Origin of the sequence: Cobetia sp. D5 (genome assembly GCF_035666195.1) — a bacterium.
Lineage (GTDB): Bacteria > Pseudomonadota > Gammaproteobacteria > Pseudomonadales > Halomonadaceae > Cobetia > Cobetia amphilecti.
Window position 1 is genome coordinate 2788462 of record NZ_CP142020.1, and the last position, 21446, is coordinate 2809907.

The 21446-nt window shown below is 63.5% G+C and carries 15 protein-coding genes; 2 read left to right on the forward strand and 13 right to left on the reverse strand.

Annotated features, from left to right (window positions below; genetic code table 11):
• Positions 1-861: 861 nt before the first annotated feature.
• The 3 genes from U0O11_RS11595 to U0O11_RS11605 all read right to left on the reverse strand — a co-directional run bounded on the left by U0O11_RS11595 (position 862) and on the right by U0O11_RS11605 (position 4328).
• A complete protein-coding gene (locus U0O11_RS11595; protein WP_324692526.1) occupies positions 862-1971 on the reverse strand; it encodes a glycosyltransferase family 4 protein in 1110 nt (369 codons plus the stop codon).
• A 126-nt stretch (positions 1972-2097) separates the two neighbouring features.
• Complete coding sequence (locus U0O11_RS11600) at positions 2098-3279, reverse strand: glycosyltransferase family 4 protein (RefSeq protein WP_324690159.1); 1182 nt, start codon at positions 3277-3279, stop codon at positions 2098-2100.
• Entirely contained in the window at positions 3276-4328 is a 1053-nt protein-coding gene (locus tag U0O11_RS11605) for a glycosyltransferase family 2 protein (RefSeq protein ID WP_248377326.1), read from the reverse strand. The genes U0O11_RS11600 and U0O11_RS11605 overlap by 4 nt, the downstream gene beginning before the upstream one ends.
• Positions 4329-5027: 699 nt before the next feature.
• Here U0O11_RS11605 and U0O11_RS11610 point away from each other — a divergent pair.
• Together U0O11_RS11610 and U0O11_RS11615 are read left to right on the forward strand one after the other, a co-directional pair.
• Positions 5028-5789, forward strand: coding sequence for a sulfite exporter TauE/SafE family protein (locus U0O11_RS11610; RefSeq protein ID WP_324690162.1), 762 nt, complete (start codon positions 5028-5030; stop codon positions 5787-5789).
• Positions 5789-6115: a hypothetical protein gene (locus tag U0O11_RS11615; protein WP_324690164.1), complete on the forward strand. Its 327-nt coding sequence runs from the start codon at positions 5789-5791 to the stop codon at positions 6113-6115. Before U0O11_RS11610 ends, U0O11_RS11615 begins: the two co-directional genes overlap by 1 nt.
• A gap of 124 nt (positions 6116-6239) precedes the next feature.
• Here U0O11_RS11615 and glmS read toward each other — a convergent pair whose 3' ends face one another.
• The 10 genes from glmS to U0O11_RS11665 all read right to left on the reverse strand — a co-directional run bounded on the left by glmS (position 6240) and on the right by U0O11_RS11665 (position 21376).
• Positions 6240-8198 carry a glutamine--fructose-6-phosphate transaminase (isomerizing) gene (gene glmS / locus U0O11_RS11620; protein WP_324690166.1) on the reverse strand — a complete coding sequence of 653 codons (1959 nt, stop codon included), beginning with the start codon at positions 8196-8198 and terminating at the stop codon, positions 6240-6242.
• Positions 8199-8405: 207 nt separating this feature from the next.
• A complete protein-coding gene (locus U0O11_RS11625) occupies positions 8406-9752 on the reverse strand; it encodes a UDP-glucose dehydrogenase family protein (protein WP_153636201.1) in 1347 nt (448 codons plus the stop codon).
• Between the two features lie 682 nt (positions 9753-10434).
• On the reverse strand, positions 10435-11385 hold the full coding sequence (locus tag U0O11_RS11630; protein ID WP_200017267.1) for a glycosyltransferase family A protein: 951 nt from the start codon (positions 11383-11385) through the stop codon (positions 10435-10437).
• Positions 11369-12124, reverse strand: a complete 756-nt coding sequence (locus U0O11_RS11635; protein WP_043334128.1) for a glycosyltransferase family 2 protein — start codon at positions 12122-12124, stop codon at positions 11369-11371. Before U0O11_RS11635 ends, U0O11_RS11630 begins: the two co-directional genes overlap by 17 nt.
• Positions 12117-13391, reverse strand: coding sequence for a glycosyltransferase (locus U0O11_RS11640; RefSeq protein ID WP_324690169.1), 1275 nt, complete (start codon positions 13389-13391; stop codon positions 12117-12119). Before U0O11_RS11640 ends, U0O11_RS11635 begins: the two co-directional genes overlap by 8 nt.
• Before the next feature lies 1 nt (position 13392).
• Positions 13393-14910: a polysaccharide pyruvyl transferase family protein gene (locus U0O11_RS11645; RefSeq protein ID WP_324690170.1), complete on the reverse strand. Its 1518-nt coding sequence runs from the start codon at positions 14908-14910 to the stop codon at positions 13393-13395.
• Between the two features lie 150 nt (positions 14911-15060).
• On the reverse strand, positions 15061-16452 hold the full coding sequence (locus tag U0O11_RS11650) for a hypothetical protein (protein ID WP_324690172.1): 1392 nt from the start codon (positions 16450-16452) through the stop codon (positions 15061-15063).
• Complete coding sequence (locus tag U0O11_RS11655) at positions 16449-17516, reverse strand: EpsG family protein (protein ID WP_131432419.1); 1068 nt, start codon at positions 17514-17516, stop codon at positions 16449-16451. Before U0O11_RS11655 ends, U0O11_RS11650 begins: the two co-directional genes overlap by 4 nt.
• Positions 17517-17518: 2 nt before the next feature.
• Positions 17519-18814 carry a sugar transferase gene (locus U0O11_RS11660; RefSeq protein WP_052384635.1) on the reverse strand — a complete coding sequence of 432 codons (1296 nt, stop codon included), beginning with the start codon at positions 18812-18814 and terminating at the stop codon, positions 17519-17521.
• Positions 18815-19012: 198 nt separating this feature from the next.
• Positions 19013-21376 (reverse strand): GNVR domain-containing protein, encoded by a 2364-nt coding sequence (locus tag U0O11_RS11665; RefSeq protein ID WP_324690175.1) that lies wholly within the window; start codon positions 21374-21376, stop codon positions 19013-19015.
• Positions 21377-21446 lie beyond the last annotated feature (70 nt).

Below are 21446 nucleotides of genomic sequence, written 5' to 3' on the forward strand. Positions count from 1 at the left end.
TCTCTGCCTGAGCTGACGCACTATCCTGTACGTCTGTGGCAAGCTCGGGTCTGACTGACTACCCAGCGGCAATGACCCCGACCCCAGACTCGACCCCGGGACTTGATGCCTTCTCATGAGGCATTTGCCGTACCCGGTGTCGCCCGCTGGAGCGGTACCTCTACCCGCCTGACTGCCCATCTGCGAGGCCCGGCCTGCTCTTGTCTCGTGCTTGTATCACGCTTGTGTCGCTCGACTCCTGCGCATGCTGCCTGCATGCCTCGGCCATGCCCGACGACCTCGATAGGCCTTCACATGACGCACGTCGCAGCGAAGAGAACCCGGCGCTTTACCGGCGACGTCTGATTCGCCAATAAGCGACATTACTGTCCCCTCTTCAACAGGGCTGATAATAAATCAATTGACTTCAACAGCAAGGACTTGTCGGGTCGTCGAGACGATTGTACTGGCGGTGATAACTTTAAGCTGCTTCCCCTAATCCTCATCATTGGCAGTCAGGTACCTGACAGACGACAGATTACCCTTAGCGCATCTAATGCGAATTGCGAAATCAAACTACTTTAATTTAGCAACAACTCATCATCTGACTCATCTTTGCAGAATGAGAAATCCCAACCGCACTTTGCACAGGCCCCACATACGCTCCGCAGACCCCTGGATACGCCCCGCAAACGTTTAGCAGATACCGCGCAGATGCCTCGACCACGCCTGGACACGCCCCAAAGACGAAAAGGCCAGGGGAGTGTCAGCGCCCCCCTGGCCTTTCCAATGGCGATCATGAGCGACGCAACGTGGCCGCCTTTCCTGAACATGCCTTTCCTGAACATGCCTTTCCGTCACTTGGGTGTCCGCCGCGGACACTCAGGGCGTCACCTCCAGCCCCGAGGTGTCCTGCGCCGGTTGGTGGCTGCCATACAGCGCCAGATGCCCGCTCAGGGCGGTATCGATGTGATAACTGGCCCCGTAACGGCGCGCGTTGCGGGCGAAGGCACGCCGCAATTCAGCATCCCCCACCAGTCGCCCCAACGCCTCGGCATAGCGCTCAGGCGTGTGCTGATCAACCACCAGGCCGTTGCCGACCCGATGCACCACCTCGGCACAGCCGCCGACATCGGTGACCAGCACCGGCAGGCCACTGAGCGTCGCCTCCAGCAGCGAGATCGGCAGGCCTTCCCAGGCGGATGACATGATGAAGGCATCGGCGCTGGCCAGCAGCCCCGCCACATCCGAGATATTGCCCAGCAAGCTGACCTCATCAGTGAGCCCGAGCGCCTCGATCTGCGCCATCAGCTGTGCCTTGTGCGGGCCCTCACCGGCGATCCTGAGCGTGAACGCCAGGCCCTGCGCCTTGAGTCTGGCGCAGCTTTCCAGCATCAGGGGGTATTGCTTGGCATCGGTCAGACGACCGATCGCCGCCAGCTGCACCGGGGCCTGCTGATTCGCCTCGCGCCAGCCACTGGCCTTGAGACGCGCGCCGGAGACGGCGTTGTCGATCTGCACCACCGGACGCGCCGCAATCGGCGCCAGCTTGTCGGTGCAGGCTCGACAGATACCGACGTAGGCCGTCACGCGACGATCAAACAGTCGGAACATCCAGGCCGGCGCACCCAGTTCGATACTGTGCACCGTCATCATCACCGGCAACTGACGTGGCAACCCAAAGGCGAACATCAGTGCGTAATACAGGTGGCAATGCACCACATCCGGCGCGAAGCGCGTCACTTCCCTGCGCAGCCTCGTCACGCCTTGCCACGGGCGACGGCGTGTCTCGATGCCCAGAAACGAGTAGCTGACATTGCCGGCACTCAGCTGGCTCAGAAAGCGATGCTCGTATTCGAGGTCACGGCCACATTCCGCGGCGGTTTCCAGAAAGGTGATATGCACACTGTGGCCAGCGGCCACCATCGCCAGACTCAGGTCCTTGACGTAGACCTCGGCGCCGCCAGAGGCGGGAGTCGAGATGACATGCATGATTCTCACGGCGATAGCCTCCTGCTGTCGTTCATGAAAAAAGTGAGGGCGGCTGCCCTCACTTGTCTGTCCACTATCGGTATTGCCTGCCACCGTCATCCAGGCGCCAACACGGCGGCCAGCCGATCAGATCACCTTCAACAGCGCCGGGGCTTCCAGACCCTCAAGCACCGTGCGCCAGCTGGCTTCGACGGTATTGCGGGAGAAACGGTCCAGCCCGTAATCCACATTGGCGCGCAACCTGTCGAGCACCGCCTCATCCCCCAGCACCTCATCAAGCTGACGGGTCATGGCGTCTACATCGCCCTGCGCGACCAGATAGCCATTGACGCCATGCTTGATGATCTCGCCTGGCCCGGCCGGGCACGCGAAGCTGACACAGGGCACGCCACAGCTCAGCGCCTCGACCAGCACCAGGCCAAAGCCCTCGAAGCGCGACGAGAGTACGAACAGGTCCGCCGCGGCGTATTCGCGCCGGATGTCCCGGCATTGGCCCGGCATCTGCAGCTGATGGGTAATCTTCAGGCGCTCGGCCTGCGCCGCCAGGGAATCACGCTCTGCGCCCTCGCCGACGATGCGCAAGACCCAGCCATCACGGGTCGCCTCAGGCAACGCCGCCCAGGCCTCAAGCAGCAGATCGAAGCCCTTCTGTGGCTCGAGGCGGCCGACGGCCACCGCCACCCTGGGCGACCTGGCGTCTCGCAAGTCCGCCACCTGCTCAGCACTGCTCTCACGGCTCTGATGCGCCTGACGCTCGGCAACGACATGCTCAAGCGGATTGAGGTTGGGCACCACGCTGAGTCGCTCGCGTGCGGCCGGATGCAGACGCTCCCAGTAGTGGCGGTCTTCATGCGACAGCACCACGATGCGGTCGGCGCGATGCGCCGCCAGACGCCGCGCCGTATCACGGCGGGCAATGCCGAGATCCGAGGTGGCATTGAAGTGCTCCCAGCACAGGTAGCGCGTGCGGCGACAGAGCAGCGTCGGCAGCAGGAAGGGCAGGAAGCCGATGCTCTCGACCACCACCACCACGTCCGGGCGCTTGCGCAGCACCACCCACAGCAGACGCAGGAACAACCACAGGCCACGCACGGCGCCCAGATGCGAGCGCTCGGGATAGAGTGATTCGTGCACGATATCGTCATGCAGCGGATAGGGACTCTCCGCCGGGCCATATTCGCTGAGAATCTCGACCTGATAATCGCCACTGGCGGCCAGCATGTTGGCGGTATCGGCGCAGGCACGTTCGGTGCCGCCGGTGCGTGACTGGGCACCGGTATAGAACAGGATATGTTTATGAGTGCTCATGAGGCGTATTGGCTCCGGCGGACAAGTTGCCGGGACAATGCCGGGCTCACTGCATAGCTCATCAACAGCGCCTGCTCCTTCAGCGAGAGCTGGCGCAGAGATGACCAGGACGCTTGTCGCACCTGATCGAGCACGACCTTGCGCACCCGCGAATCATCCGCCGTCTTGTTGATCGCCTGGCGCATGATGAAGCTGACGCCGACGAAACGCAGGCCGCGGATTTCCAGCAGGGCCATGCCATGCGTCGCGGCGAAATGCTCACGATAATGCTCCGCGAAGACCCGCCAGCTGCGGTGGAACTTGTCCAGTTCCTGGTTGCTGAACGGCTTGCGCGTCAGAGAGCCGTCACTGCGCTTGTCGAAGTAATACAGCACCTCGGGCAGATACAGTACGCGCTCTGCGCGTCCGAACAGATCCAGGTTATAGAGGCCATCCTGCGACACGGGCAGATCAGGGAAGCTCAGCGAGCAAGCCAGGTCGGCGCGGATCGCCTTGCCCCAGGGAGACGACACGATGGTGTCATGCATGAAGTCACGAAAGGCCCGGGCCAGCGGACGCTCCTCGGCCTGCTGGCAGAATGCCAGGCTGTCGTGATCGCCCTTGGGGCCCTGCAGGCAGTAGCGGAAGACCACTGCCTCGGGCGAGTCGAACGCCTCGATGCGGGCCTGCAGAATATCCAGCGCGCCAGGCGCGAAATGATCATCAGCGTCACAGAACAGCACATAGCGGCCGCTGACCAGGCTCAGACCATGATTGCGCGTGCCACCCGGCCCCATGTTGTGAGGATTGCGGCGCAGAACCAGCCGCCCGGGGATGTCAGGCGTCTCGCCGGATAGCGTGGACACTGAGGATTGCTGCTCCATTTGCTGCTGCGCCTGTCGCTCAGCCCACAGGAATCCATCATCCGTCGAGCAATCATCAATGATGATGTGTTCATAGGATGCCTGGTTGTCACGCAAGCTGTTGATGCAGCGCGCAAGACCATCCCCTGAATTGTGATTTGGCGTCACGATGGAAAAGTAAGGCGACTTCCCTGTATAGCGTTCCATGCCCTGCCTTCTTTATTGTTCACTGTCATTGACCAGCACAGCCGACCAGCGCCCTCGAAGCAGAGCACACACTGCACTGAAGAGTGGGTCAGTTCTTGCGACTGACTTTTATTCGCAATTTCTTATATTTTAGTGCTTGAGTCCCGTTCATCCGCCAGAAGCTGATCCTGGACTGAAGATGACAGGTGAGCGACGTCACCCTGAGGAGTGGACACTGGAAGGATGTCCGCTCGTGAGAAAGGTAGTGGCAGAAAGTGGCAGAAAGTGGCAGCAAATGGCGACACTTCCTGCCCCGCCGTTGACCACAGACTAATAATCCCCCCCTGCCCAAACAAGCTGCGCTGTCGCCAAAAGCCGAAATCATGAGCGTTTATGCGCCAATCCTCCGGCAACTCATGCCAGATACTGAGAATCAGTGACTACTGAAATACGCCCCGCCCACTGAGCCAATTGAGCCAGCACGACCAAAGCCGTCATGCCCGCGGCCTTATGTGACGCACATCAACGTGAGCACTTTGCGCGAGTGTCATACTGCCAGAGCGCGATGCAGGCTATGATGGCAGGCATTGGTCGGCCTGCCCGCACGCGCACGGCGCCCGCTCTCAAGCGCCCTTGCCTGCCAGCGCCAGGCCTCGCGCATGTTGAAGCCAGCGCCGCCCTGCCCTTTCTGTTCTATCCCCCCTTGCCCACGGAGACTTCATGGAGCCTTGGCAACTTGTCGCCATCATGATGAGTCTGGCACTCGCCAGCTATATCCAGACCCTGACCGGTTTCGCCTTCGGATTGATCGTGATGGGTCTGCTGGCGACCCTCGATGTGCTGCCCATCGAGAGCGCCGCATTGCTGTGTACTCTGCTGGGCCTGTTCAACAACGGGATGGCCATGCGCGGGCACTGGCGAGAGATCAATCCGCGCCTGGCACGCCGCCTGCTAGTCACCAGTCTACCAATGTTGCCGGTGGGCTATTTCCTGGCGGTCTGGCTGGGCAGTGAAAGAGCCCCCCTGCTGGGCATGTTGCTGGGCATCGTCATTCTGGTTGCCTGTCTCGCCCTGCTGGCTCAACCGGGCCCGCGTGCCACGACATCGCCACGCTGGCACTTTCATACCGCCGGTGTGCTGTCAGGCCTGATGGGGGGATTGTTCGCGGCCAATGGCCCGCCTCTGGTGGTCGTGCTCTATCGTCAGCCGATGACCCTGATCGCCATTCGCTGCACGCTGTTCGGTGTCTTCATCGTCACTGGCATCGTGCGCATGGGCCTCAGCATCGCGGCCCCGGGGCGTATCGGCGACACCCTGCCCCAGCTGCTGCTCGTGGGTCTGTCGGGCGCCCTCGTCGTGATGCTCTTCACCGAGCTGGCGCGTCGCTTCCCGCCGCCCTTGAGTGACAATCGTCTGCGTCAGGTCGCCTATGCCATTCTGCTGGTCTCGAGCGTCAATCTGATCATCAAGGGCTTGATCTGATGACTCAGACTCCACCAGCACAGGACACAGCTGATTCAGCGGGCGATGAAGGCTTCATCGAACTCTCGGAGAGCACGATTGACGCCATCAAGGCGGCGGGCAGAAAGTTGGATGAGGACGTGCAGGCGGGACGCCTCCCTGCGGGCAGCTCGCGCTGGATGATGGCACCGTCAGGGGAGCGTTTCTGCATTCGCCATTCCGGCCCAGCCCTTGATGAAGAGACTGATGAAGACTCTGATGACGAGTGTGAGCCAGGCGCTGACACGCATCGCCAGTCACTGGTGATTCGCTGCTGGCAGCGTCTGCTGGCTCATGTGAAGCGCTGACGAGCATTTCCAGAGACCCAGTCCTCGAGAAAGCTCGCGACAAAGCTCTCGATATAGCCTGCAACAAAAGGGACTGCCCATGGGCAGTCCCTTTTGTTTGCTTCATGGCCTCAAGCGCAGTCGATCACTCCACCGTGACACTCTTGGCCAGATTGCGCGGCTGATCGACGTCGGTGCCCTTGAGCACGGCGACGTGATAGGAGAGCAGCTGCAGCGGCACCGCGTAAACGATCGGTGCGAGGAAGCGACACACGCCCGGCACGGTGACGACGTGAACGCCCTCACCGGCCTTGAGGCTGACTTCCGGGTCCGCGAACACGAACAGCTGACCGCCGCGGGCGCGAACTTCCTGCAGGTTGGACTTCAGCTTCTCCATCAGGTCATCCATCGGCGCGACCGCCACCACCGGCATGTCTTCGTCGATCAACGCCAGCGGGCCGTGCTTGAGCTCACCGGCCGCGTAGGCTTCGGCGTGGATGTAGGAGATTTCCTTGAGCTTGAGCGCCCCTTCCATGGCGATGGGATACTGGCTGCCACGGCCGAGGAACAGGGTGTGGTGACGGTGCATGAACTTCTCCGCCAGCTGCGCGATTTCCCCATCCAGCGCCAGGGATTGCTCGATCACATGCGGCAGGTCCTTGAGGCGCATCAGCAGCTGACGGCTCAGCAGGTCATCCGTCTGACCATCGCCCTTGGCCTGACGCAGCGCCAGGGTGGTCAGCATCAGCGCTACCAGCTGGGTGGTGAAGGCCTTGGTGGAGGCAACCCCGATTTCCGGCCCTGCGTGAGTCAGCAGTGACAGGTCGGATTCACGCACCAGCGAGCTGCCCGCCACGTTGCAGATGGCAAGGCTTGCCAGATAGTGACCGGCCTGCGGGCCTTCACGGTTGAGCTTCTGGATGTCGCGCAGCGCCGCCAGCGTATCGGCGGTCTCGCCGGACTGGGACAGAGTCAGGAACAGCGTCCCCGGCGCCGCGACCCGCTCGCGATAACGGAATTCCGAGGCCACCTCGACCTGAGCCGGAATGCCAGCGACCTCTTCCAGCCAGTAACGCGCCACCATGCCGGCGTGATAGCTGGTACCACAGGCGATGATCTGTACCTGACGCACATCGGCGAACAGCTGTGTCAGGCGCGCCACATCCACGACCTGCTTGCCTTTCTCCGCGCCGCTCTCGTTGCCAGCGCTGGCGGCGAGGAAGGAGTGACGCGAGACATCGAAGGCCTCCAGACGCACGCCCTTCGGGTCCAGTCGCTCGGCCAACGTGCGCGACAGCACACGCGGCTGCTCCATGATCTCCTTCATCATGAAGTGGCGATACTCGCCCTTGCCGGCGGCTTCGACACTGTGTTCGTAACGCACCACTTCACGCGTGACCGGCGTCAGCTCATCGCGGTCGCCGGTACGTTCCAGCACCTGGATACCCGCCGGCGTGATGGCGACCATGTCACCTTCATCGAGATAGATGAAGCGATCGGTGACCGGCAGCAGCGCCAGCGGGTCAGAGGCGATGAAGTGCTCATCGATCCCCACGCCGACCACCAGCGGGCTACCCTGACGGGCACCGACCAGCAGTTCGGGGTTGCGCTGCTCCATCACCGCCAGCGCGAAGGCGCCATCGAGCCGCGCGGTGACCGCATTGACGGCCTCCGGCAGTGCCAGGCCGCTGCACAGTTCGCGATCGACCAGGTGCGCGACCACCTCGGTGTCGGTCTCGGAAGTGAAGACATAACCGGCAGCTTCCAGCTCGCCACGCAGGGCTTCGTGGTTCTCGATGATGCCGTTGTGCACCACGGCGACCCGCTCACTGGAGAGATGCGGGTGCGCATTGTGCTGGGCAGGACGCCCGTGGGTCGCCCAACGGGTGTGCGCCACGCCGATGGCGCCGGACAGCGGCGCCTCACGCAGCTCGTCTTCCAGCGCACGCACCTTGCCCACGGCACGCGCACGGCGCAGTTCTCCGGCAGGGTCGATGACCGCCACGCCGGCGGAGTCATACCCGCGGTATTCGAGGCGGTGCAGCCCCTCGATCAGAATCTTGCTGATATCACGCTGAGCCAGACCGGCAACGATGCCACACATGAGAAATTCCTCTACTGCGTGCCACCCTCATGGAGAGCGTGGCACGACTGAATGGATGTCTTTCAGGGAGTGCGTACGCAGATCAGGTACGCGTGCTGAATCTTTCAGTGACGTTCAATGCCTGCTTGAGCCTTGATGGCTGAGCATTGACGCTTGAGCACTGACGTTTGAGCACTGATGCCCGGGCTGTGATGCCAAGCGGCAAGCTCAAGCCTGATTCAGCAGCAGGGTGTCACCGCGGCCGACCGCGTAGTACATCAGGCCAGCGGCCTTCATGGCGGCGGGCTCGAACAGGTTGCGGCCATCGACCACCACCGGGAAGCCGAGCTGGGACTTCAGCCACTCGCCATCCAGGGTGCGGAATTCCTTCCACTCGGTGCAGATCACCAGCGCATCGGCACCCTTGACCGCCTGCTGACGGTCCGCGACCAGCACCAGCTCATCGCGCTCGCCGTAGATGCGGCGGCATTCCTTCATCGCCTCCGGGTCATAGGCCTGCACGGTCGCGCCCGCAGCCCACAGCGCTTCCATCAGCGTGCGGCTCGGCGCATCGCGCATGTCATCGGTATTGGGCTTGAAGGCCAGACCCCAGACGGCGATGGTCTTGCCCTTGAGGTCGCCATCGAAGGCGCGTGACAACTTGTCGAACAGCGTGACCTTCTGGCGCTTGTTGACGGATTCCACGGCGGTCAGCAGCTCGGCTTCATAGCCGATCTGGCTGGCAGTACGTGCCAGCGCCTGGACGTCTTTCGGGAAGCAGGAGCCACCATAGCCACAACCCGGATAGATGAAGTGGTAGCCGATACGCGGGTCACTGCCGATGCCGCGACGCACTTCCTCGATGTCCGCACCCAGGCGCTCGGCCAGGTTGGAGATCTCGTTCATGAAGCTGATCTTGGTCGCCAGCATGGCGTTGGCGGCGTACTTGGTCAGCTCGGCGGCACGCACATCCATGAACATCAGCTTTTCATGATTGCGGTTGTAGGGGGCGTAGCATTCGCGCATGCGCTCCCGCACCGCTTCGGAGTCGGTGCCGACCACGATGCGCGCGCCACGCGTGAAGTCGTCCAGCGCCGCGCCTTCCTTGAGGAATTCCGGGTTGGAGCAGACATCGAAATCGACGCTTGCACCACGGTCCTTGAGCACGTCCTTGACCCGCGCCTTGACGCGGTCCGCCGTGCCCACCGGCACGGTGGACTTGTCGATGATGACCTTGTAGTCATTCATGTGCTCGCCGATGGTGGTGGCGACGGACAGCACGTACTTGAGGTCGGCGCTGCCGTCTTCATCCGGCGGCGTACCCACGGCGATGAACTGCAGCACGCCATGCTCGACGGCTTCACGCGCGTCGGTGGTGAAGCTCAGGCGACCGGCTTCCACGTTGCGCAGCAACATGCCTTCCAGGCCCGGCTCATAGATGGGAATCTCGCCCTGCTTGAGACCCTCGATCTTGGCGGCGTCCACATCCATGCACACTACGTCGTGGCCGACGTCAGCCAGGCAGGTACCCGTGACCAGACCGACATAACCGCTTCCAAAAATCGTGATCTTCATTGATGTCATCCTTGCTGGCCTTGTCGCCAGATCGTGTCGTGATACTCAAAGTGAAACGAAGCAATGGCGGCAGAAGCTCGTGCACATCTGACGGCTTTTCAGCGGCAATCGAGGTGGACTCCAGGGCATATCGCCGTAAAGTTATGTTCCCTCAAGACTCCCTCATGACTCCCTCGAGACTGCCTAGGATCTCTCTCAAGAGATGTCATCGCAGGCGGAATTCCCCGCCTTCATTGGCCGAAAAAGAAATGCCGACAGTGTCCTGTGCAAGAGGATTCCCCCCCATTGAACAGCGATATTTCGTGACAGCGGCGCGAGGTTACCCAACCCACGGGCCAGAAGGCTCGCAGGTGATTGCAGGTAGACTGCAGGTAGCTCGCAGGGAAAAGACGCGCCGCTTGAGTCAGTGACGGGCAATCATCTCTGCCCGAAGTGTGGCTCTGTTATAAAGCAACTTCGTGAAAAGTCATCCTGTCGGGCGCAATATGATCCAAAACATGACCCTATATAACTTGTGACTTATCTTTCTGATCCTGCCTGTCGCAACATCCCTGATATGCCGCTTGATCAATTGACTACCCGGGCGGCAATGGCCACCGCATGGGCGGCCATTCCTTCGCGCTAGAGTCGTCATCAAATCAGAGCCATCAGCAAATGAGAGCCATCAGCGGCGCGGCAGCCATCAGCGAAAGTAATGCTTCGCGAAGGTCGCCAGGTGGCCATGCTTCATGGCGACCGGCGCCTTGCGCAGGAAAAAGGCCAATGACAACGGCGAGAAACGACTGCCGGTGGCGCGGGCAAACATGCGCCCCTTGGTGCGCGCCTTAGCCGGCGTGCTGTAGAAGTCGCTGCCGGAGGTGACCCCCGCATGAGCGACGATGCCCAGATTGGCACGCATCAGACGCGCGCCCTGACGACGCGCATCGCTCAGCACGATGAACTCCTCGCCGGAGGGCTGATCGGTGCCCAGGCCGAACTGCTCATCGAAGCGTGCATGGAACTGGCAGAGATCCAGCGCCATGTCGACCGAGCGCACGCGCGCCAGTGACATCAGGCTGTGGGTCTTGAAGGACACCGGTGGCGCGGGCCGATCCGGGTCTCGCTCATGCAGCGGGAAGGCCTTGACGTGGGGAAAGCTGATCGCGGCCGCTTCGGTGCAGGTGAAGGCTTCCATCACCAGCGCGACGGCCTGGGGATGCAGTTCGATATCGTCATCCAGCACATAGGCGTAGCGCGTGGCACAGGCGGCCAGCGCCGTGTTGCGACTCTTCGACAGACCCCGCCCGTCGATCGCCAGGTACTCGAAACGGCTATCGAAATTGGCCAGCGCGTACTCGCGGTATTGCTCGCGGCGCGCGGGGTCTGACAGTTGATGCACGATCAAGAAGCGCGCCCCGGGCAGCGCATCATGACGCGGCACGCTGTAGAGGCCGTCATCCAGGGTCGAGATCAGGAAGGTCAGCTCCGGCACCTGGCGACGCGCGCTGTCATCCACCTGGCGTGCCCCGACCAGCACGCGCGGGCGCGAGTCGAGGGTCGGCTGCGCGCTTGCATCGGCATGGCGGGAAGCCGCCGTGGACTCGGTGGAAGGTGTCGCGGACGCCGCGACATCCTGTTCAACGATGTTTTGCATAACCGTTCACCGCGTAATGGACAAAGTTGCGACTGGCGCTGATCACATCCATCCCCAGCACCTCACGATACAGACGCCACTGATAGGCGGCGGCCTTGAACTTGTTGGACGACACGCTGCTTTCGCGACGCGTATAGCGCGCCAGCGGTTCCGGCATGCCCTGCGCCGGGCCCAGCTGACCGATGATGATCAGCCACAGCGCCAGGTCCTGACGCTTGCGGATCGTCGGCATGTAGAAGCGCCCGTAGCGACCGGCGTCATAGATGGCGGTCAGGCAGCCGATGGAGTTGGAGCGCAGCATATCGTCACGCGTCAGGCGCTCGGGCGGTGCGAAGTACGAGACGTGCTCGCCCTGCTCATCGACCATCTCGTAGCCGGTGTAGGAGAGCCCGGCGCCGGTGTCCTGCATGAAGGCGATCTGACGTTCGATCTTCTCGGGCAGCCAGGCATCGTCGGCATCCAGAAAGGCGATGTAGCGGCCCTTGGCCTCGGCGATGGCACGGTTGCGAGCCCGGCCCGGGCCGCCGTTGGTGTCGGTTTCCAGCACGCGGATCTCGACGCCGGCGGTGTCCAGCGCCGCGAAGTCGTCACGCAGACGACTGGCGGCACCATCCGGTGAGGCATCGTCGCTGATCAGGATCTCGCGTACCGGCTCGCTCTGGGCCAGTACCGAGTCGACGGCGGCGTGCAGGCGGCGGTCATAGCCGTAGTTGGGCATGATGACGGAGACATCAGCCATGGGCCTTCTCCTCAAGCGGCTGTCGCTGAACGCGACGCGAGTGTGTGTCCGGGCGCGTGTCTGCGGATGAGTCCTGACGCGCCTGCCCGGTAGTCGCCGCATCGCCGGGCGTCGGCGGCGCGAGACGCGAGATCAGACGCTGATATTGCGGCAACACCGCGTGTGCGCTGTAGCGGTCAAAGCTCTGCCAGGCACCGTTCGAGAGACGCAGCAGAAGCTCGTCATCGAACTCGAGGCGCGCCAGCTCGTGGGCAAGCTCCGCGATGATGGCGGCATCTTCACTGCCATCCGGTTCCGCGCTGAGCATCCCGTCACGGCCATGCTCGATCAGCGCCAGCGGGCCGGAACGCACCGGGCGCGACAGGCACGGCAGCCCTTCACGCTTGGCCTCGATCACGTTCATCGGCAGGCATTCGCGCTCCGAGGTCAGCAGCAACAGGCGTGCACGCCGCAGCTCGTGGGAGACATCCCTGAGCGCGCCGGTGAACAGCACCTGAGTGCCGGCAGGCACCGTGCTGTCGTTGGCGCCCTGGAAGACGCGCAGGCCCATCTCGTTGCACAGCGCCAGCAGGCGTTCACGCTCCGGGCCGTCGCCGACCACCACCAGGCGACCGCGACGGTAGCCGGAATCCGCGAAGGCACGAATCGCCAGATCGAGGCGCTTGATCGGCGCCAGACGCCCGACCATCACCACATCGACCTGATGCTCGCAGCCGCTGCGTGCCTCGTCCGCCCGCTGGTCATCCAGATAATTGGGAATCACCGTCGGCGTGAGGCCGCGGCGACGCCAGCATTCGGCATCGACCTCATTGAGCACCTGCAGCACGTCGAGGTGGCGATAGGCCAGCTGCTTGACGATGCGCTTGGCACGACGGTCGTGATGATAGGCGCTGTGCTCCTGGGCGATGATGCGCGTGCGCGGACGCGGGCGCCCCTCGCCATCGACGCCACCGGTGCCGCGTGCCGCCAGCTGCGCCGCCAGATGGAAGGCAAAATAGCCACTGACCATCACCTCGATCCGCTCCTCCAGCATCAGGCGACGCAGATGCGTCACCCAATGGCGGAAGTTCTGGCGCGTGCCGGTGGCCGGCAGCCCGAGGGTGCGATATTCGACACCCTCCAGACGCCCCCAGTAGGGCTCGCCTTCGCGCACCGAGACCAGCGTGACCCGGTGGCTGGTGCTCAGGTCCCGCGCCAGACCATGCATCACCTTCTCGACGCCACCACAGGCACTGATGTCCTGAATCAACAGAGCGACATGTGCCATATCAGGCTCCTCGCACGACAGGCTCGCTGTCGTGAGCGGCAGTCGCGCTGTTGTCGCCGGCAGGCGCATCCGCGGCCATGGCAGCGGCCGGCGCGGCCGCCTCGGCAGCAGCTGGCGTGGCCGCCACCGGTGCCGGGAAGGCAGCGTCATTGAGCTTCAATTCACGCTGGCCCCAGACGCCGGCACGTCCCGGTGCACGGCGCAGGAAATCACGCGTGATGTCGGCGGTGATCGCCAGCTTCTCGGCGATGACCTTCTCGGCCAGCGCCGGGAAGGCCTTGTCGGCGACCAGCTGTTCGATATCGGCCACGATGCGTGCCGGGTCGAAGTTCTCGATGTCCTGCACGCTGTCGCCGAGACCGAAGTCACGCATGATGCCCGGCGCCTTGGGACCACAGTAGGACAGCGCGTAGACCGGCGTGCCGGACATCAGCGCGAAGATGACCGAGTGGAAGCGGGTGCCGACCAGGAACTGGGCATCGCGGTAGAGATCGACCAGCGCGTCCGGGCTCGGGTCGCCCTGTACCAGCTCGATACGCGTGGCGAGGTCTTCACCGCCCGCCGAGGCCAATGCCTTCTGCAGATGATCGAACACCAGCTGGGAGATGCGCTGGTCATTCTCGATATCGGTCGGGCCCAGCACGTGCGGTACCACCAGCAGGCGCTCGATGCCCAGACGCTCGCGGGATTCCAGCAGTGAGCGCGACAGCACCTCGACACGCTCGGCGAAGGCTTGCTGATCCAGGCCCCACCAGTCGCGCAGGGTGATCACGGCGTACGGCGAGGCCACGCCATTCGGTGCCTTGACCGCGGCATGCTCGTCGCTGGCACGCGGGGCCATGGCGAAGGCCATGTCGGTGCCCAGCAGCGCGTACGGCAGCTTCGGGTCGGCCTTCTGGGTCATGGCGTGGGTGATTTCCTCACGCGAGACCACCAGGCAATCGCTCAGGGTGCGCAGGAAGAAGCGCTCCTGGGCCGGGGTCTTGAACGGGCCGAAGGAGTGACCCAGCAGCAAGACGCGCTTGCCGGCCTTGCGGGCCAGCATCACCGGCGCCAGATAGCCGATCAGTGCCAGCCATGAGGACAGCGTCTTCTTGAAGCTGCCGTTGTGGAAGATATGGCCGCCCTTGACGACCACCAGGTCCGCGGCGTCGATGATGTCGTTGCCACTCTTGCCCTGCTTGCCGAACATCATCTTGGCGCCCAGGCCAAGCAGCGAGGTCACGAAGCGCAGCTTGTCACGCATCGGCGGCATCAGCGGCTGGCCGACGGTGACGCGTTCACGGTAGCGGCGACGGATATGGCGGAACGGGCCGCGCTCGGTGGCGAACACCTGATCATCGATGGGCAGGATGTCGATGCGGTGGCCTTCGGCCTTGGCCACGCCGGCGCCGGAGACATCGCTGCGGCCCTGTTCGGCATCGATCAGCTGATCGAGGAAGTCGATGGTGCCCATCAGGATGGCGGAGTCGCCCTTGTTGTCGTCATGCCATCCGTGCGTCATGCATATCTTGGCCATGCTGTTCGTCCTTCTGTCCGTAATGTCGCGATTCGAACGCGCGATGCCTGAGGGCTTGTCTGCATGCCCGGCATCGCCGTCATGTCATCAACCGGAAGGCACAGATGCTGACCTTCCGATTCCTGCTGCGCTCGTGAAGCCCGGTCAGGCTCAGGCACTCGCCGCAGCGTTGTCTTCGTGTGCCTTGCCGCCGCGGGAGAGTGATGGCTGGAAGAGGATCGCCATCGCCAGCATCACCACTTCGGCGGCGACCGGCACACACAGGAAGAGGCTGTAGAGATCGACGCCCAGAAGGCTGCCGGTGTCGCCGGACGCGTTGCCCAGCGAGTGATTGAGCGCCGCGATCGCAAGCCCGCCGCCGACCACCAGGGTGGCGCCGGTGCTCTGGCACAGCAGGCGCTTGCCGTTGAGGCGCAGCGCGGCCAGACGCGTGAAGGCGCAGGTGACGAAGGCGTGCACCAGATAGACCAGCGCGAAGGCGCGCAGCGTCAGGGTCAGGCGCGGGTAGGCGCCGCTCAGGAAGTGTTCCGCCAGCCACGGCGCGATCAGCGCCAGCCCTCCCGCCACCGGCAGCGCGAAGCCACTGGCGATGACCAGGTACTCCTTGAGGCGCGCATCGCCGTGGGTCAGCTTGGGCAGGTAGTAGCGATACAGGCTGGTGGGGAAGACATAGAGCGCGAACACGATGGAGGTCACCACCGAGACACTGGCCACCTGGGCGGGCGCAAACGCCAGCCCGGCCAGAATCACCCAGGCCTGCAGGTAGGCGAACGACATCAGGTTGTTGTAGAGAAAGCCGCGACCGCGCGCGAAATCGGCCTTGCTCGGCAGGCGACGCTGGCCCGCGCCCTCTTGGTCCGCGCCCTCATGGCCCGCCGCCGCGTCGGCCTCGGCCCGGGCGTCCGCTAGCGCATCACGCGACAGCCACATGCCCAGCGCCATCACGATGACCAGCGCGATGGCGCTGACCATCACGAAGGTCGGCACCGGCGCCAGGCCGAACATGCCGGCGGGGGTGGTCAGGTCAGCGCTGAACTCGGCGCCGGTCACAAGCTCGACGCCCTGATGATAGAGCGCCGGCCCCGCGGCGCAGGCGACCGCGATCGCCACCGCCAGCGAGATCAGCACCGTCATCAGATTGACGCGACCCAAACGCTCCTGGCGCTGCAGGCGTGAGTTGATCATCTGCAGGCCGACCTGCTCCGCCGCGGCGCGCAGCGCACAGAAGGCGAAGATGAAGGCCGACAGGCCCAGCAGCGGCGCGATGCCGACGGCGAAGCCGATCGCCAGCAAGACATACAGCGAGATGCCGACGCCCATCCAGCGGCGCAGTGCCGGCGCGCTGGCGCCGTCGCGGGTGACCAGCAACACCTCGTTGCCGCCCATGCGCGCCAGTACGCCCAGCAATACCGCGTAGTTGAGGGCCAGCGCGTATTCACCGAAGGCCTCCGGCGCCACGGCACGCGCCAGCAGCAGGCCCGCTGCGGAGGACAGGCCGCGCGCCATCAGATTGAACAGCGAGAAGATCAGCGCTTCGCTCATGACTGGCCTCCGTTGCCGACGACCAGGGCTTCATCGCTGAGGAAATAGAACTCGTAGTTGTTCAAGAAATCGTGGTCCTGATTGCCGGCCGCCACCTTCAGCGACATGAAGAACAGCGCCATCATCAGCACGCCGCTGATCAGGCTGGGCAACAGCTTGTCGCGGAAATGCTCGATCACGTCACAGATGACGAAGATGGCGAACGGCAGGAAATAATAGCTGGCACGTGCCACATGCTCACCGTAGGTGATGAACAGGGTGTAGAGCGCCACGCCGATGAACATCAGGTTGAAGGCCCAGGGGTCCAGTGACAGGCGGAAATGCTTCCACATCACCAGGGTGCCCAGGCAGATCAACAGGTAGATGACGTAGAGCTTCTCGCCACCGCCGGAGAAATCCTCGAAATAATGCGCATAGAGGCCCAGCGCACTGAGAATGCTCTTGGCCAGCGGCCCGGCCACGAAACACAGTGGCAGCAGCCCCAGGTAGAGCCAGAACGGGTAGGCACGGCGCAGCAGCGGATAGATCACCAGCAGGGGCAGATAGAGTGCCAGGGTGTAGTGGAAGCTGGTGCCGACGAGCATCAGCACCAGCGCGGGCAGCCGCATGCCGCGCTCCAAACACGCCATCGCCAGCATGAACAGCGCAATCGCCACGTGCTGCTTCACGAACCCGAAGGCCGACAGGTAGATCAACGGCAGGCAGACGAAGAACAGCAGGCACCAGGCCAGATTGCGACGGCTCATCACCAGTGCCGAGACGAAGCACGACACGTAGAGGATGGCGGTGATGATGAAGAACAGCTGTGGCTCGCCCCAGGCCCGCGCCATGCGCGCCAGGGCAGCAGGTGCGGGCTCGAGAAAGCTCAGGTCGACCTGCCAGGTGGCCATCTGGCGGTACGAGAAGTAGTCGTACCCTGCGTCGTAACGCAATGCCATGAACGCCAGACACAGCCCACCGGCCAACCAGGCACCCACCATGCGGGTGCGCTCGTTGGCGGCCAGCGGCAGGATTGCCACCAGCAGGGCCATGAAGCCGACGTAATAGCCACTGACGGTCAGCATGCTCAGCGTGCCCCGAAGCCGGTCAGCATGGTCTTGATGGTACGGCCGACGATCAGCAGATCGAGCCACACGGAGAAGCGCTTGATGTAGTAGAAGTCGTGCTCGAGCTTCTCGCGGGTCTCGTCGGCGTCAGAGGCGTAGCCCTGAGTGACCTGTGCCCAGCCGGTGATGCCCGGACGCACCACGTGACGGTAGTTGTAGAACGGAATCTGTTCGGCGAATTCATTCACGAACTTGACCTGCTCTGGACGCGGGCCGATCAGGCTCATCTCGCCCTTGAGCACGTTGATGAACTGCGGCAGCTCATCGATGCGGGTCTTGCGGATCACGCGACCGATACGGGTCACGCGCATGTCATTGGCCTGGGCGAACTGGGCGCCGGTCTTCTCGCTGTCGTGGCACATGCTACGGAACTTGAACATGCGATACGGACGACCACCCTGGCCGACACGCTCCTGGACGAAGAACACGCCACCCGGCGAATCGAGGCGGATCAGCACGGCGGTCACCAGGCAGATCGGCAGCACGAACGGTGCCACGGCGAGCACGGCCAGCATGTCGAACAGACGCTTGAACAGCTCATATTCACTGTTGGGGGCCAGCTGACCGAAGCTGTTCTCACGCACCTGATCGAGCTCGACACGGCCGGTCAGCGACTCGCGGACTTCGCTGGCGTCATAGACCGGAATGCGATGCAGCACGCAGTTGGCCAGGAAACGCTGCCATTCTGCCGGCATATCGGCTTCCAGATCGGCGACCACGCCGTTGTAGCGCTCTTCGCCGAGGTCCGGCGCGCGCATCAGGTTCCAGCGTGCCCCACGGGTGGTGAACAGGCTGCGATAGTCACCGAAGGGCACCACGGCCAGCTTGCGGATGCGGGTGCGCTGCTCGGCCCAGAAGCCGATGGAGCAGATCAGCATCGCCGCCAGCCACGAGCTGCCGAGCACGATGCGGCTGAAGCGCAGATCCAGCGCGATCAGCACGCTCATCGCCAGCAGATAGCTGATGGTGATGGCCGGCAGCACGTAGGCGAAGGCCTTGGCGCCGGGGTAGCGCGACATGTGACGAATCGCCTGCAATGCGAGCAGGAAGCCGCCGCTGGCGGCGATGACACTGTGCATGCGCATCTCGCTGACCCACGGGCGCAGGCCATTGATCAGCAGCAGCGGGACACCCACTGCCAGAATCAGACCGACGATGGCCTGACACAGCGAGTTGAACATCAGTCGCTCGTACATTCGGGAGTGGCGCTGACGCCCTTCCAGCCCGGAGCTTGCATGGTTCGTCGTGGTATTCATATGCCGTTACCCCCTTGGCTTGCGTTCGTGTTGTGGTTCCGTTCATCACGCTCGGAGCCGCTGGTGCCGTCGCTCGACGGCGTGCTACCCGATGCTCCACCCGTACTGCCTCGGCTCTCGCCTCGACTGCCGATCCCCACTGCCAACGAGGCACGCAGTCTCAGACATCGGGTTCGCGGGCTCTAATGCAAGTGGCCGCTAACCCTTGGCGCCACCCTGGTACTGATAATCGTGATAGCTGTAGCCGTAGCTGTAGGTCGTGGTGGCCTTGCGCTCGACGGCATTGAGAATCGCGCCATCGACGTGCACGCCACTGGAGGCGAAGCGCTCCAGCGCCGCTTCGATTTCCTTGGGCGAGTTATGCATGAAGCGCGTCACCATCACGCTGACACCGCACTGCTTGCCGACGATGGCGGCATCGGTGACAGCCAGGATCGGCGGTGTATCGACGATGACCATGTCGAAGTTGGCGCTGGCCCACGTCAGCAGGTCGCTGAAGCGTGACTGCAGCAGCAGCTCCGACGGATTGGAGGGCGAGGTGCCGCGTGCCACATAGCACAGGTTGCTCGGCGCGCCATTGGCGGCCACCCCTTCGTCAAGCGCCGCAGCGGCGGTCTCGGACATCGCCAGACTCGGATCGGTGATGCCACGCACGATGCTGTCGCGGTCGGCCTTGCCGAGCAGGAAGTCGCTCAGGCCCGGCGCGGCGTCGCTGTGCTGGACACCCGCCATGCTCTGGTGGACATGGCCACGGCGCATGTCGGCATCGATGACCAGCACCCGATTGCCGGCCTGGGCACAGACGGCGGCCAGGTTGGCGGACACGAAGCTCTTGCCGATGCCCGGGCTCGGGCCACAGATCATCAGGCGATTGTCGGGGGCTTCCATCATCGCGAAGTGCAGGCTGGTGCGCAGACCACGCAGGCCCTCGATGGAGAGATCCGCCGGATTGCGGATCGCCAGCAGCCCCGGCGCGACATTGTCATTGGCCGCTGCGGCGACACCGCGACCGGTGAAGCGCTTGAAGCCACGCGCCAGACGACGGTTGAGGCGTGCCTGCTCTTCGGAGAGCGGCAGGGTCGCGTGGACATTGAGGCCCAGGTCGGACAGCTCCGACGGCGTCTCGATACCGCGATGCAGCATGGAGCGCAGCAGCACGAAGACCACTCCGAGCATGCCGCCCAGCAGGGTCGCGATCACCACGATCATCGCCTTGCGCGGGCTGATCGGATGCGGCTGTGCGACGGCCTCGTCCAGAATGCGGATATTGCCGATGGTGCTGGCCTGGGCGATGTTCATTTCCTGGGTCTTGTTGAGCAGCTGCACGTAGATCTGCTGATTGACCTCGACTTCACGCTCCAGACGCAGGATTTCCTGCTGGGTGTCCGGCAAGTCACCGACCTGCTTCTCCAGCTCCTTGCGGGTCCGCTGCAGGTCCGCACGCTTCTTGCGCAGCGCCACGTAGTTGGGGTGACTGGGGTTGAACTTGCCGGACAGCTCCGCTTCTTCCAGCTGGGTCTCGTTGATCTGATTGTCGATATTGACCAGCTGCTCGAGCACCGACTTGGTCTCGAGATCCAGATTCACGCTATCGCTCTTGCCGCGATAGGCATTGAGACGGTTCTCGGCCACTTCGAGGCGCTCACGCACCGTCGGTACCTGCTTCTTGAGAAACTCGAGCGACTTCTCGGCTTCGGCGGACTGACGCTCGATGTTCTGCTGCTGGTAGGTATCGGTGATGCGCTGCAGGGTCTGCTGGGTGCGCAGCGGGTCTTCGCCGACCAGCGCCAGGCCCAGCACCCCGGTTTCCTTGCCCATCTCGGCCACCGCGAAGCGTGAACGCAGCGCATTCGTCGCTTCCAGGGTCGACTGATGCATCAGCGTGAATTCAGCGCCCCTGGCCGCGTCCAGTGCGCTGACCTTGAGCGTCACCTCGCCCAGCGGGCCATCGAAGCGTGAGGCTTCGCCGACCACACCGGTGCCCAGCGCATCGCCGTCGTACTGCAATTCGTACTCACCGCCCTCTCCCAGCGATACCAGCGTCAGCGGCACATTGTCCCAGGCCGCCGGCACTTCGAGGCTGGCCACGTCGATCGACTCGCCGGCCCAGACCATGCTCGAACCGGCAAGCCAGCTCGGACGCGCGAATTCGTGGGTGCGCAGGAAGGTGCCGATCAGCGGGTACTGATACGGCTTGACCACCAGATCCAGCTGCTCCTTCTTGACCGTCTCGCCCAGTACCAGGCGTGAGGTGATGATCTGGATCTCGGACTCGGACGGCGGTGCCTCGCCACGCAGCAGGCTGGAGACATCACGCAGCGGGTTCATGTTGCCGCCGCCCTCCTCGACCTGCACCAGCGCATCGGCCTTGTAGATCGGAGTCGCCAGCAGCGCGTAGAGCACCGCCAGCACGGTGAAGGTGCCGGTGATCAGCGCCAGCGTCAGACGGCTGTCATACAGCTGGCCCAGCATGCGGCCGAGATCAAGACTGGTGCGCGCGGGCACGCTTGACGACTCGCTGGCCGAGGCCTGACGCGTGGTGTGGGAATTGCGGTTCGACATCGTTGGGTCACTCTCCTGGTGTCCTGCCCGGCCACGGCGGTGCCGGGCAGGGACGCCTTGACGACCCCTC

Excerpts from the sequence above, each read along its gene's own strand:
- U0O11_RS11600 (WP_324690159.1), bottom strand. The coding sequence starts at position 3,279 with ATGAGCACTCATAAACATATCCTGTTCTATACCGGTGCCCAGTCACGC.
- U0O11_RS11625 (WP_153636201.1), bottom strand. The coding sequence starts at position 9,752 with ATGAAGATCACGATTTTTGGAAGCGGTTATGTCGGTCTGGTCACGGGT.
- U0O11_RS11640 (WP_324690169.1), bottom strand. The coding sequence starts at position 13,391 with ATGGCACATGTCGCTCTGTTGATTCAGGACATCAGTGCCTGTGGTGGC.
- U0O11_RS11655 (WP_131432419.1), bottom strand. The coding sequence starts at position 17,516 with ATGCTGACCGTCAGTGGCTATTACGTCGGCTTCATGGCCCTGCTGGTG.
- U0O11_RS11665 (WP_324690175.1), bottom strand. The coding sequence starts at position 21,376 with ATGTCGAACCGCAATTCCCACACCACGCGTCAGGCCTCGGCCAGCGAG.
- U0O11_RS11660 (WP_052384635.1), bottom strand. The coding sequence starts at position 18,814 with ATGAATACCACGACGAACCATGCAAGCTCCGGGCTGGAAGGGCGTCAG.
- U0O11_RS11595 (WP_324692526.1), bottom strand. The coding sequence starts at position 1,971 with ATGCATGTCATCTCGACTCCCGCCTCTGGCGGCGCCGAGGTCTACGTC.
- U0O11_RS11635 (WP_043334128.1), bottom strand. The coding sequence starts at position 12,124 with ATGGCTGATGTCTCCGTCATCATGCCCAACTACGGCTATGACCGCCGC.
- U0O11_RS11610 (WP_324690162.1), top strand. The coding sequence starts at position 5,028 with ATGGAGCCTTGGCAACTTGTCGCCATCATGATGAGTCTGGCACTCGCC.
- U0O11_RS11650 (WP_324690172.1), bottom strand. The coding sequence starts at position 16,452 with ATGAGCGAAGCGCTGATCTTCTCGCTGTTCAATCTGATGGCGCGCGGC.
- glmS (WP_324690166.1), bottom strand. The coding sequence starts at position 8,198 with ATGTGTGGCATCGTTGCCGGTCTGGCTCAGCGTGATATCAGCAAGATT.
- U0O11_RS11630 (WP_200017267.1), bottom strand. The coding sequence starts at position 11,385 with ATGCAAAACATCGTTGAACAGGATGTCGCGGCGTCCGCGACACCTTCC.
- U0O11_RS11645 (WP_324690170.1), bottom strand. The coding sequence starts at position 14,910 with ATGGCCAAGATATGCATGACGCACGGATGGCATGACGACAACAAGGGC.
- U0O11_RS11605 (WP_248377326.1), bottom strand. The coding sequence starts at position 4,328 with ATGGAACGCTATACAGGGAAGTCGCCTTACTTTTCCATCGTGACGCCA.
- U0O11_RS11615 (WP_324690164.1), top strand. The coding sequence starts at position 5,789 with ATGACTCAGACTCCACCAGCACAGGACACAGCTGATTCAGCGGGCGAT.